This window comes from Flavobacterium sp. TN-1 (assembly GCF_052828645.1).
The window spans coordinates 753,272-767,419 of sequence record NZ_CM128253.1; the positions used below are offsets into that span (position 1 = coordinate 753,272).

Consider the following 14,148-nt stretch of genomic DNA (forward strand, 5'->3'; position numbering starts at 1 on the left):
ATGAAGGTATTATCCTTAAATAAAACGATCTTTTCATCACTTACATTAAGTAAGGACAGGTATTTTATGTTTGTAATGCTAATTGTTAATTTAGGAAACTATCTATACAATTTAGTTTTAGGAAGAATTTTAGGTCCTCAAATTTTTGCTGATACTGCCATTTTAATTACGCTTTTATTAGTTTTATCATTTTTAGGTATGACTTTTCAAATAGCTACGACTAAGTTTACGGTTACTTTACAAGAGGATGAACGCAGGGCTTTGATTGTATTTTTTAATAAAATTGCTGTTATTCTAGGACTTATAATAGGTTCTTTATTTTTCCTTTTTTCAGAAAATTTTCAAAAAATATTTCAGACTCAAACCAATACAATGTTTGCAATCTTTGGTTGTGTTATTCCTTTTTATTTTTTAATGAGTATAAAGCGCGGAATAGAACAAGGTAAAAGTTATTTTTATAATCTATCAAAATCTTATTTGTATGAAATGTTAAGTAGGTTAATAGTTACCTATGTATTATTATTTATATTTCCAAAATCAGCTGTACCTAATATTGTAGCATCAGGTATTTTCATATCCATAATTTGTGGTTTATTTCCTTATAAAAAAGTGGATTTACTAAATTATTTTCACAATACTAAAATCTCTAATTGGTTTAAAGAAGTAAGATTATTTTTTTTAATAACCGCTTTTTATGAATTTACTCAAATTATTATTAATAATAGTGATATTATTTTGGTTAAACATTATTTCCCAAATTATGAAGCAGGTTTATATTCATCTATTGCTCTAATAGGAAGAGTCATTTATTTTGTTTCTTGGATGTTTATAATGTTATTATTACCCAAAGTCATATTATTAAAAAAACAAGGGGAAGAAACAAAAAGTGTATTATTAAATTATGTTTTTTATATCGTTGTATTATCATTCATTATAATTATTTTTTCTGCCCTTTTTTCAAAAGAAATCTTATTAATAATGTTTGGTCAAAAATATTTAGTTATTGCTTCTATTTTGTGGAAATATGCTTTAGCTACTACAATATTTGTTATTGCCAATCTTTTGACTTATTACTACTTGTCAATCAATAATTATATTCCTGTTTTTATTTCGGCTTTTTTTGGTTTTGTGCAAATTATATTGATTACTCTTTATCATAAATCCTTGGATCAAGTAGTACATGTTCAGATAGTTTCCATGTTTTTTTTACTTTTATTTCAAATGATTTATTCCTTTATTAATGTTAAATTTAAAACCATAAGAACAAATAATGTATAATTACATATTTATTATTAATACAACACAACAATAAACTACAGTAAAACAAACTATGAAACTAGCAGTTATAACATCATTTCCTCCTAGCAAGGTTACACTTAACGAATATGGATATCATCTAGTGAAAAATTTTGTTCAAAAAGATGAAGTTTCTGAGCTAATTTTAATGTGTGACAAAACACAAGAAAACAAACAACTTGATTTTGAAAATAGTCAAAAAATTCAAGTAAATGAATGTTGGATATTTAATAGTTACAAAATTATTTTTACTATTTGTAAAGCTGTCATAAACACTAAACCTGATGTTGTTTTGTTTAATCTTCAGTTTGTAAAATTTGGTGATAAAAAAATACCCGCTGCGTTAGGTCTTTTATTACCTTTCATTTTACGATTATTAGGATTTAAAACCATGGTTTTAATGCACAATATACTTGAACAAGTTGACTTAAATACTGCTGGTTTTACAAAAAATAAATTAATGCAAAATATTTACAATGGTATAGGAACTAGCCTTACTTATTTTATCTTAAAAGCCAATAAAGTCTCTGTTACTATAAGTAAATATGTTGAAATTTTAAAATCAAAATATAAAGTAAACAACGTAGTTTTAATTCCTCATGGTTCTTTTGAAACAGTTTCCCAACCTAATTTTGATTTACCAGTAGGTCCTAAAAAAATAATGGCATTTGGGAAATTTGGAACGTATAAAAAAGTAGAAATTTTAATTGACGCGGTACAAGAAATTAGAAAAAAATATACGGATCCTATAGAAATAGTGATTGCTGGTACTGATAGTCCAAATACTATAGGCTATCTGGAAGGTGTTCAAAAAAAATATACTAACGTAGAAGGATTGTTTTTTACTGGATATGTTGAAGAAAAAGATGTAGAAAAAATTTTTACAGAAAGCACTGTAGTGGTCTTTCCATATACGTCTACTACTGGTAGTTCAGGAGTACTTCATCAAGCAGGAAGTTATGGGAAAGCTGTTGTAATGCCTAATCTAGGTGATTTAGCTCTACTTGTGGAGGAAGAAGGATATAAAGGAGAGTTTTTTGATTCAGAATCTGTTGAATCTTTAGCAGCAGCTATTCATAAAATTTTACAAAATGATAATTATAGAAGAGAATTAGCGTATAATAATTACACTGTGGCTAGTTCTTTAACAATGGATAAAATAGCCGATCAATATCTATATGAAATCAATCAATTAACACATGGTAATATGTCTTAATATAAAGTTTTTAGAGCTCATTATTTAATCAAGTATTATCTCAAATGCTAAAATAAAACAGGAATTTTTAATATAAAAAAATGTAAACGAAAAATAATGATAAAACAAATCTGTCTTTATTTTCATAAAATATTAATGTGATATAAACGAAAAAGAAGGTTTCTTATTTCCATTTTTATCCAGAAAACCAAAGTTTTTCTGTTTATTTTTTATCCAAAATTTATTTTCAAAAATGTTGTCTGGCACAGTCGGAAAATCATAAAGAGTCCAAGAGACAAATGAAATATCATGATTCTTAAAATATTCTTGCATTACTTTATGATATGCTGCTTGATTATTGTTAGAATTTCCAAACCAATTCCAAAAGTTTTTATTTGAAGACAATCCAAATTCACCCACTATTATGGGTTTTTTGGATGTTTTTACTAGTTCATTATAACCTTTTAGAAAATCATTAGTTTCTTCATAGTAATGAAAAGAAATAAAATCTACTTTATCTTTTAGTATTTCTGCTGATTCTTTATTAGAATAGCCAATTGTTATCAAATGTTTGCTATCTATTTCTTTAATATAATCAATCATGTTTTCTAGCCAAGGAATGACATTTTGTTTTTTTCTTCTTTCAAAATCCAAATTAGGCTCATTCTTTATATCCCAAGCTAGAATATTATCTAATTCACTACAGGCAGTTATTATTTTTTCGGCATGACGGTGTGTTAGTGTCCAACTTTCAATAGAATAATCACTATAAAAATCAAATAAAGTAACAATTACGGATAAATTATTATCCTTCGCAATTTTTATAGTTTGAATTAATTTTTGTAGTCTATCTTTTTTTATTTCTGCTTTTCCAAAGTCTTCATACGGAACAAAAATTCTGATTGTATTTAAGTTCGCTTTTTTAATAATTTTAAAGTCTTTTTTGATTACTATAGAATCATACTTTTTTCCGTACATATCCCACGGTGAATCTTTAGGATAATAATTTATTCCTTTTATTTTAAAAGGAACTCCTGATTTGTAAATTTTTTGATTTTGAATGGTAAAAATTCCTGGTTCTTTTAAGGTTTTTTTTTCTGGTTCTTTTGTCATTTTCAGAATATGTCGTACTCTCCAATAACCATCTTCTAGTAGTAAAATTACTTTATATAAGGAGGTGTCTTTAACAGAGGCAATAAATTTCTTGTTTTGGTAAACATTTTGAAATTCCACAACATTTTTATCTGTTATTACGACTTGCTGTCCATCTTCACTATAAAATTCTAATTTTATGTAATGTTTCAAAGTAGTATTATCTATTGTAATCTTTTGAGATTTATTCCTTTTTATTACATTAAATATTTGGTTATACGCATTTTGGGTAAAATAATCTGCTAGAGCTGTATTTATATTTTTGTTCAAAGCATTGTTTTTGATATACCATGAAAATAAATAATGTTTTTCTATTGTTTTTAAGGTTTGAGGTTCTATTTCTCTTCCTTCATTTTTGTTTTTTTCCCATTCAATTTTTGGAAGATACGTGTTTATAGGTTCTTTATCTAAATGTAGTATAGTAGCTCTATCTGCCCCAGAGTTCATAAAGGCAATTATAGAACTTAATCCGTATAGTAGTAATAAATTAAGCAAAATAAAAGAGCTAATTAAAATGAAACGATAACTATTTTTATTATTTATTATAGCCATATAAAATTTTCTGTGTTTTTATTGTCTTTCCCAAAACTGATATTTCAAATGAATACTCACTTGCTTTAAATTCTTCTTCTGGAAAATTGAAATGCGCAATACCTTTAAAGGTATTTTCTTTAATTTCTGCAATACATTTATTCTTTTTATACACTTTAGTAACAACCGCTATTCCATCTGGTACTATTTGGTTCATATAACTTTTTATAGGTCCTATTTTTAAATACCTATTATTCATAAAATGATATGGTATTTTAGTCGTAACCTCTTTATAATTTACGCTTATAACATTACTCTCAGCCATACCATTTACAAATGCTTTTATCGTATATTTTTCTTTATGATCAGGATGTAAAATTTGTGCATTGGCTACACCTTCTAAAGTAGTACCTTGGGTACTTAACTGACTTCCTTTTGAATTTGTTATTAAAAAATTAACCTGAGTTGCATCACTTATAATATTTCCAAACTTATCTTTTATTGTATTAGTAAATAACTTAGTTATCTGATTTCCATCGGCAAATAAATGTGGTCTGGTATAATCAATACTAAAATTAGTTGGAATATTTGGATAAATTAAGGCCTCAAATTCTTTTGTAGAGGAAGTCTTAACTGTAGCAGATAAAAATATTTTACCTGATTTTGTTGGTGCAAATATATTTTTCCAAGCAATCAAATTTTTTGTCAAAACTTTATTATTCTGAATATTATCAAAAAAATGCTCTTTATAGTCTACACTTGTATTAGTGGGCATAGGGTTATCATAAATGTCTGAAGGTATCGTAACAAACATTACAAAATGAGGCGATCCAACCAAAGTACTTGGCGGTCCTAAATAAGCTTCTAAAGGTTTTGGGGAAATGAAAGTAGGACAAATCTCTAAGCTTCCTTTTAGTACAATTGTTTCTTTATGTATAAGAAACCATGAAATAGTTCCCGTTTTTTTTGTGTAAATTTCAGGTATTTCAAAAGTAAGTAAATGATCTTTTCTTTTTCCTGAAACAATTGTTTTACCGTATGAGTGATTAATAAAAAGCCAACTGTTATCAGGTGCTATAAATTGAAACGAGACACTCTTTCCTGCTTCACTCTTAAATACAGGATTCAGTAGTCTGTATTTTTTTAATGTATTGTAATTGTACAGACTTGTAAACCCACAAAACAGGATAAAACCAATTGTAATAAGTATGAATGCTTTTTGTTTCATAACCTTGGATTACCAATAAAATTATTAAAATTTATTTTTATAAATGAAAATCCTTTTCCTTCTATTTTTTGTAATTGATTTAATTCGTTTCCGTTATTTTTTTCAAAAACAGATCGGGCGATTGACTCATTTGAAATACCATTTATAAAGCAATTTTTAATACTTGAATTAATAATTTTTAAATTATTCAAATCCAATAATGTATAATCAAAATCTTGTTTTCTTTGAATTCTTATTCCTTCATTTATAAAATAATGATCTACATAAATCAAGTCTTTTTTATCATTGTAGTATGATATAATTAATTCAGATATTGTTACTTCTTGTGTTCCAAAATTAAAAAGGTTTCCTTTTATTTTGCCTTCTTTTATCTCTAATTCGTTTAAAGATACAGAATTGTATAAATCAGTTGTTACTACATTCCCTTCTCCATGTAGGTTAAAACGAACTGGTCTTGATTTAAAAAATTTCGGTGAAAACTCATCAGGATTAAAGTTAGTAGGTTTTATATCACTATTTTTTAACCAAGCTATTTCTTCAAATTCTATCTTAAAAGGAGTTGTTTCTTTGGGATTTAATTTATGCTTTATCGTGTATTTCGAATTAAAAGAAGCTACCATTGTATTATTACGATCATACAAATCTGCTTTTAAAATAACATCGGCTGGAACGTTATCAATGTTTTGAAGTGTTCCAATAATTTCAAATCTATTATTCTTTTCTACAAGTGAAGCTGAAATGATTTCTAAATCAGGTTGTCTCAATACATCTTCGTGATATGTTTGTTGAGTTGTAATTCTTCTTCTTCCTTGTTTATAAAATTCCGTTTGATTATTACTTAAAAGCTCATCAGGAGGAATATCTATATCTTTTTTTTCAGGTACTATATACCATTTTCCATTTTTTTTATTTACAAAATGTGTAAATGTTTTGTAGATCATTTTTAATGGAGTAACCCATTTTGTATTTGCTATAACTTTTGCCTTTTTAGATCCAACAAATGCTATTTCAACAGCAATAGAATCTAGTTTTGCATACGAATTTATAATTCCGTCTCTTACAGAAATTTCAAGCATAAATTGCGAAAAAGGATACTCTTTTTTAGGGAATGTTAATTTATAAGCTCCTCTAAAGTCTTTATGATCTAAATCATTATAATAGGATTTTACTACATTTTCAGGAGAAAGCTGTTTATCTACATCTCTATAAAATAAATATAAGCTAGCTATAATAATACAAGAAAGTAAAATTCCCCAATAATGTAGTACTTTAATTAGCTTTTGATTAAATATATTGTAAGATAATCCATATTCTTTAAAATTTGTAAGGCTTTTATTATTCGTTTTTAATGCCTGTACCCAAATCATTTGTATGTTAAGTACAAAAGCAACAATAATAGTAAAAAGGGGAATAATACCCCACATTAATTTTAAATAATTTGGAATATCATCCTTGGGTATAATTTTTGACAAAGGCTTTACACTAATTTTTTCCCAAACCATAATACCGTTTTCTAACAAACCTATCCTATGCCAGCCACAGTAATAAAGTATAGGATCATAGAATTTGTCATTTGAAAAAATATATTTCAAGTTATATTTTTCTGGAACTGTAAGAAATTGCTGCAAAGACCCTATTCCTTCCAATCCTCTGAATTTACAATTCTCTAAACGCTCCACCGCTCTAGAAGTTAATTCTGGAAGACGTCTTGCTGAATGATAATTCCCATCTACTGTCATAGCTTTTGTTAAAGTAGATAAATAAGCCATTTGATCACCAAAACCTAATGGTAAAAAACGCCATTGATCGTGTTGATCCTGATTTAAAAAATTAACAATGGGCTGCATGTCAATTTTTTTAGGTTGTAAAGGCCTACAATAAGTCAAAGTAATCGTAAAAATGGCTAAAAATATAATTCCTCCAGCATATAATCCTATTATAAATTTATGATATATACTACCATATTTCTTTTGTATAACTTTTTTTAAATCCCCTTCAATTAATCTGTACACAAATTCACCAAACATAGGTAAAGACATAATACTTGCCCAAAATGTAAAACGGTCTAACGTTAAAATATTAAACGCATTAGAACCTAAAATTTTAATTGGCAATGGAGTAGTGCCTCCTGTTCCTAATAAAGTTAGCATAGCTAAGGATAAACCAAAGAAGATATAACGTTTTGAATAGAGTCTATAAAAAACATAGGGCAGTACAAATAGTAATATCCCCCAAGGAATTACAAAAAACACTAATCCTGATGAAGTTACTTCAATAAAATTATCCCTACTTCCGTGGGGAATTGGAACTTGAGTTATAGGATTTTTTTTAGAATTAATCCAATAAGGTAAAATACAAACAACAATTAGAACAATAACACTAAAACCAAATACAATAATTCTTTTTAAAAGTTTAACTAATGTTTTAAGAAAAAGTTGAATTCTAACTTCTTCGAACGAATGGGTTGATTCACGTGCTTTATCAATAATAGCCATACCTATTAAAGGGGCAATAAAAAAAACCATTCCAAATATAGGAGTAACATGATGAGAACAAACCGTTACAGCAAGCAATGATAAAGCATTAAAATAATGCTTGATATATCCTTTTCTGATAAATAAATAAATTTCAGGTAAGGAATGCATTAAAATTGAAATGCCAATTATGCTGGGTAGTTGACCAAAAATATGCAGAGCTTCTACAAACGAAGAAGAAACTACTGTAATTATTGACGCATATCCGGCTACAAATCTATTATTAGAGAGAAGTAAAGAAAATCTATAAATACCTGTAATAAATAATATTACCCCTATAATAGCAATTAAGAATAAACTAAATTTTAACCCTACTATGTAGGAAAGTAATCCTATACACTGATGCACTAATGGAGGATAACTCATTACATTAAAACCTGTATACCAACTGTAATCCCAAGGTTCAAACCAATTTTGAGCATAATGATTACCAAAAAAAAGATGAATTAGTGCATCATACGTATTTTCTAAGGTAAAAAATATCGCACTACCATGAAAAATAACCCCAATTAATAGAGCTGAAATAAGATATTTATTTGAGGGTTCTCTCACATTATTAGTAATAAAACTTATATCGTAAATGTAATTGCAAAAATTAATTTTTAGAAATATTGCATCGTTATAAATTAACCATTCGTCGAAACAAATATTTGTGTTTGTCTAAAATACTAAAAAGAAAGATTCCTTAAACTTAATTTAGCATTATAATTAACTAAAAACATAAAATGAAAAAAATATTAACTATTGATGATCAACAACTCGTATTATTGTCTTTAGAGATGTATTTAACAGATTTAGGATTTGAGGTTCATACTTGTAACAACGTACACGATGCTATTCAATTATACGATCAAATTGAACCCGATTTAGTTATAGTTGATATGAATATGCCTGTATTACCTTCTTCTATCTCTAATACATCTAAAGAAGATATTGATAATAATGCGCATGGTCTTAAAATAGTTAAGTATATAAAAATTGGCAGAAAAAAAACGACACCAGTTATTGTTTTATCTGGCAATACACAAGAAAACGTCATATTAGAAGGTTTTGATTTAGGTGCTGATGATTATCTAAAAAAACCATTGAGTCTGAACGAAATAGGTGCACGTGTAAAAAAAATACTAGGAACCCCTGAAGTAACAGAAAATGTAGACCACAACAATCAATTTTTACAAGAAAAAACCGTAGGCATTGTTATTCCTTGTTATAATGAAGAAAAAAGATTACTTAGTACTGATTTTAAGAACTTTATTAAAACAAATTTAGGCTATCATCTTTGCTTTGTAAATGATGGAAGTACGGATGATACCTTAAAAGTGTTAAACGAATTGTGTAAAGGTAGTCAAAACAATATGAGTGTTTATAACTGCGAAAAAAATGGAGGAAAAGCGGAAGCTGTTCGTTTAGGAATATTACACTTAACATCACTTAATCAGTTTGATTACATAGGTTTTTTAGATGCTGATTTATCTACGGATTTTGCAGATTTTCAAAAATTAGTTGATACTATAAAAGAATCTGAATATAAAATTGTTAGTGGTTCTAGAATAGATAGAATGGGAGCAGAAATTACGAAAGAATCTGCTAGAAAAATTATTTCAATGACTATAAATTTTATTATTAGAAAAACACTCGGAATGGATTTTAGAGACACTCAATGTGGAGCAAAAGTGATGAATCAGGAAATAATAGAAAAAACATTTCAAAAGAAATTCATTACCAAATGGCTGTTTGACGTGGAAATATTCATGAGAATGAGAAAAATTTATGGAGCTGAAAATGCTAAAAAAGTCATTTGTGAAGTCCCCTTAAAAAGATGGATTCATGTAGATGGATCAAAATTATCTTTTAAGGATTCTTTTAAAATAGTTTTTCAATTAGGCAAAATAGCCTTTTATTATAGATTATTCCCCAATAATTATAGTGAAATTTAAAAATTTAATGTTAGATTGATTTTGAATGTTTTAGAAATTTGTTTGTTTACTGTTATGTAAGTTTTTGTCTTGTCCTAAAAATAGATTTATATGAAAATATAAATTTATTAGGACGAGACAAATCTTTAATTTACTTCATTTTTTATTATATTTCTATAAAATAAATAGCATATTTTTATTCTACATATAACACTAAACCTTTTAAATAGTGTCCCTCGGGATGATAAATATTGGTTGGATGATCGGGTCCTTGTTCTAATTTATGCAAAACCCGAATGGTTCTACCAGATTCTATAGCTGCTGCAGCTATAGTGTTATAAAACAACACGTCATCTATCACTTGTGAACATGAAAAAGTAAAAAGAATTCCTTTAGGAGCTAGTGCTTTTAATCCTGCTATATTCAAACGTTTATAAGCTTGAGTTGCGGTATGTTTACTCTTTATACTTTTTGCAAAAGCAGGAGGATCTAATACAATTAGATCATACACTTGATGATTTTCTTTCATAAAGTTAAACACATCATCTGCCACAGCTTGGTGATTAGCGTTAGGAAAATTTAATTCCATATTTTTGGCTGCTAAATCAACTGCTTTTTGTGAAATATCAACCGATGTTACTAACTCAGCACCTGCTTTCATAGCATAAATTGAAAAACCTCCAGTATAACAAAACGTATTTAATACTTTTTTTCCTTTTGAAAATTCAGCTAATAATTTTCTATTATCCCGTTGATCTAAAAAGAAACCTGTTTTTTGTCCTTCAACCCAGTTGACTGAAAAAAGAATATGGTTTTCTTTTGCTATTGTTTCTGCTGTATTACCATATAAAAAATAGTCTGTTCCTGTATTGGGAAGCGTTCCAGTACTTTTACAATAAATTGTTTCACAATGCGCTGAAAAAGCGGATTGAATAGCTTGTGCTATTTTTTCTATTTGATAATAAATACCCGATGAATGGGCTTGTAAAACCCAATGATTATTATAAAAATCAATAATCAAACCAGGTATACCATCTCCTTCTCCATGAATAACACGAAAAGCATTGGTAGCATCTAAATCTAACAATCGCGTCCTTAAATTCCAAGCAGAAATAAGTTTTTGAGTCCAAAAATCATTAGTAAATTCTTCTTGAGCAAAAGTAAGTAAACGAACAACTATGCTACCTCTGTCACTAAAGTAACCCGTACCAAGAGGTTGATTTTTAGCATCTACCACTTCTACCATTTCGCCATCTTTTATTTCTTGTGATACTCCATATACTGCTCCACTAAATATCCATGGATGGCGACGCAAAATAGATTTCTCTTTTCCTTGTTTTAAAATTACTTTTGGAAAACTCATGATTTGTTTTTTTTTGCAAATGTAACTATAAAAAAAGAGACCGAACAAATTCGGTCTCTCAATATAATTCTTAACGAAAGTTTATTTTTTAGCAAACTTCTTTGCTAATGTTTTTTGTCCATCATTAATTTCAATCACATACATACCTGCTGCTAAATCAGAAACATTAATTTCTTGATTTAATTTACCTGATTTCAAAGGTTGTCCTATTAGGTTATAAATCTGATATGATACCGCTCTATTATCTAATGTTCTTATATTTAATAGTCCATTTGATGGATTTGGATAAATTTCCATATTATAGTTATTTGCTTCATCTGAAATTTCTGTACCAAAAGTAATACCTGCAATTGCCGCAGCTCCTATATTTACTGTATAATCTTCAACCTCTCCATAAGAAAATGTTTCACAAGCTGTAGAAGTAGATCCGTATTTCATCTGAACTCTCATTCTGGTTTCTCCAGCTAAAGCTGTTGTAGGAACAGTAAAAGTACCTGTTAAATTTCCTGAACTAGAAGAAGAACCTGTTGTTACTTTTTCTGTTGATTCAAACGTACCATTTTTATTATAATCAATCCATACTGACCAATATTCAGTATATGAATTACCTGCAAAACCAGCACTAAACGTAATAGTATTTGATCCGTAAGGTAGAGGTGCTATTTTAGAGGTAAAGTTTCCATACCCTGCATCAGCAGTTGTTGTATTAGTCATACCATTTAATGCTACATAATCAATCCATTCATCTGCTTGACTAGATCCTTTAGATGCACAATAAGTAATAGAAGAACCAGCAGAAGTAGTTACTGAAACTGCATTACTTGTTGCTGATAAATTACCTGCTGCGTCTTTTGCTTTTACAGTAAAATTATAAGTAGTAGAAGCCTTTAGTCCTGATACTGTAGCACTAGTAGTAGTAGAAGATGCTAAAAGAGTTGTTCCGTTATAAATATTGTATCCTGTAACTCCTACATTATCGGTAGAAGCTGTCCATGATAAAGTAGTCGAGGTAGAGGTTGTACCCGAAGCTACTAAATTAGTTGGAGTCGTTGGAGCAGTCGTATCGGAAGTACCTCCTGAATAAGCAGCACCTATTCCTACAGCATACCAAGCGTTAGTAGTAGCAATAACTTCTGGAGATCCTGCACCATATAAATCAGTAGCTGCTTGAATAGCACCTGTTCTTGCATTTGCATAAGTAGAATTAGCTGATAGATATACGCTTTCTGTACGGAAAGCAATTTTTTCTGCTTTAGTAATTGTTATACCTGTTATATTGAAAGCATTCCCTATATCATTAGTACCTGATCCACCAACAGATAGTAAGTAAAACCAATAATTTAATACTCCTGAGTTAGTATGTACCCCTCCAGAATCACCTGTTCCAGAATACCAATTAGTTCCTTTATAAGTATCAGGCTGTCCTTCTGCATTAGGGTTACTCATAGATCGTAAAGCAAGATGACCTGCTCTTCTTTCAATATCTTCACCAATTAACCAAATTTGTTTGTTTGCTTGCGCATAATTTTCAATACATGCGCCCCAAATATCAGAAAATCCTTCATTCATAGCACCTGATTCGTTTTGGTATACAAGATTTGCGGTTTTTGTACAAATAGCGTGGCCAATTTCGTGAGCACATACATCTAACGATGTTAGAGCATCAAAATAAGTACCACTACCATCACCATAAGTCATTCTAGTACCATCCCAATACGCATTATCATAATTATTACTATAGTGTACATAACTATTAATTTTTGCCCCTGCGTTATCAAAACTATTTCTGTTATGAATATTTTTCCAATAATCATACGTTTTTTCTGCTCCCCAATGAGCATCTAAAGCCGCATTATCTTTATTTGTGTTATTATATTCTGCAGCTGTCCAATTATTATCAGCATCGGTAAAATTTACAGCTGAGGCATAAGAAGTCCCTTTTTTCATGTTATAGGTTTGAATACCGTTTCCTCTTCCTGTTTCAGATAATATATAAGATGATCCACTTAAGGATGTTTCAATAGTTTGAGAACCGCTATAACGAGTTGCGGCATTAGCTGCTACAAAAGCCATAGAATTTGTTTTAAACATATCTATATAAGTTCCTTCTGTAGATTTTTTACCGTGGGCATGTGCTCCTAAATGTTTGATAGTAGCATTATATAACAATACTTGACCATTTTGCGCATCTACATATACATCTCCTCTGCTTAAAGGTTTAGTAGCGTAAATATCAAATTTATACGCTAATTTAATAGTGTTATCAAGAGGTAATAAAACTAACTCTCCTTGAGGTTTGGAATATTTATTAACATTTGCTTCTGCAAAATCATCCCATAAGAATTCTTGTGCTCCCAAATGAGATATGGCTCTTTGTAATGCTGCATCTGCTTTTATCGACGGATTTACATCTATATCTCCAATATTATAATATTCTCCATTCATAGAGTTTACTCTACCATTTTTAGAATGCACTGAATAGGTTGCAAATTCAACTTTTATTCCTTTGTGGTATAATTGGTATTTCTCATGTGAAAAACCTAAGTTATCAGAATCCGATTTCATTTTAGCAAAATCTTGATTAGATTTTAATCCAAGTTGTTCCTTAAATAAAATTTTAACATCTGATGTTTTATAGACTGATGATTCTTTAAATGAAACAAATGACGGTGTTTTATTCTCGTTTTTTTCTTTCAGTTGTACATACTTATTGCTTTCTTGAGCAACAGTTGACAACGTAACCAATGATAAAGCCATCATGGATGCTACGCTTTGTAGTTGTTTTTTCATAGTTAATAGTTTGTTTTGTTGATAAAATATTAATTATAATAATTTTAACAATAATATAGTATTTTTTTTAAAATAAAAAATTAAATGTTATTTTTTTAAATTTTTATTTATTAAAACAAAAAAAAACGATAGATAATCTATCG

The 14,148-nt window shown here is 28.6% G+C and carries 8 protein-coding genes; 3 read left to right on the plus strand and 5 right to left on the minus strand.

Annotated elements, in window-relative coordinates; all coding sequences use genetic code 11:
* Positions 1–1,278 (plus strand): hypothetical protein, encoded by a 1,278-nt coding sequence (locus ACUXZJ_RS03120; protein WP_060381306.1) that lies wholly within the window; start codon positions 1–3, stop codon positions 1,276–1,278.
* Positions 1,279–1,330: 52 nt separating this feature from the next.
* Positions 1,331–2,512: a glycosyltransferase gene (locus ACUXZJ_RS03125; protein WP_060381305.1), complete on the plus strand. Its 1,182-nt coding sequence runs from the start codon at positions 1,331–1,333 to the stop codon at positions 2,510–2,512.
* 132 nt (positions 2,513–2,644) lie between these two features.
* Here ACUXZJ_RS03125 and ACUXZJ_RS03130 read toward each other — a convergent pair whose 3' ends face one another.
* From ACUXZJ_RS03130 to ACUXZJ_RS03140, 3 genes are read right to left on the minus strand one after another with little or no spacing between them, the layout of a single operon-like run.
* Positions 2,645–4,195, minus strand: a complete 1,551-nt coding sequence (locus ACUXZJ_RS03130; RefSeq protein ID WP_060381303.1) for a glycosyl hydrolase — start codon at positions 4,193–4,195, stop codon at positions 2,645–2,647.
* Positions 4,179–5,402 (minus strand): Ig-like domain-containing protein, encoded by a 1,224-nt coding sequence (locus ACUXZJ_RS03135; protein ID WP_060381302.1) that lies wholly within the window; start codon positions 5,400–5,402, stop codon positions 4,179–4,181. The genes ACUXZJ_RS03130 and ACUXZJ_RS03135 overlap by 17 nt, the downstream gene beginning before the upstream one ends.
* Positions 5,399–8,488 carry a hypothetical protein gene (locus ACUXZJ_RS03140; protein ID WP_063743442.1) on the minus strand — a complete coding sequence of 1,030 codons (3,090 nt, stop codon included), beginning with the start codon at positions 8,486–8,488 and terminating at the stop codon, positions 5,399–5,401. Before ACUXZJ_RS03140 ends, ACUXZJ_RS03135 begins: the two co-directional genes overlap by 4 nt.
* Before the next feature lie 173 nt (positions 8,489–8,661).
* Here ACUXZJ_RS03140 and ACUXZJ_RS03145 point away from each other — a divergent pair, with 173 nt between their 5' ends.
* Positions 8,662–9,873, plus strand: a complete 1,212-nt coding sequence (locus ACUXZJ_RS03145; RefSeq protein ID WP_060381300.1) for a glycosyltransferase — start codon at positions 8,662–8,664, stop codon at positions 9,871–9,873.
* A 175-nt stretch (positions 9,874–10,048) separates the two neighbouring features.
* Here the strand turns inward: ACUXZJ_RS03145 and ACUXZJ_RS03150 are convergent, their stop codons facing one another.
* Both ACUXZJ_RS03150 and ACUXZJ_RS03155 read right to left on the minus strand, forming a co-directional pair.
* Complete coding sequence (locus tag ACUXZJ_RS03150) at positions 10,049–11,215, minus strand: class I SAM-dependent rRNA methyltransferase (protein WP_089047160.1); 1,167 nt, start codon at positions 11,213–11,215, stop codon at positions 10,049–10,051.
* A gap of 81 nt (positions 11,216–11,296) precedes the next feature.
* Positions 11,297–14,005 (minus strand): M4 family metallopeptidase, encoded by a 2,709-nt coding sequence (locus ACUXZJ_RS03155; RefSeq protein WP_446195756.1) that lies wholly within the window; start codon positions 14,003–14,005, stop codon positions 11,297–11,299.
* Between the last annotated feature and the right edge of the window lie 143 nt (positions 14,006–14,148).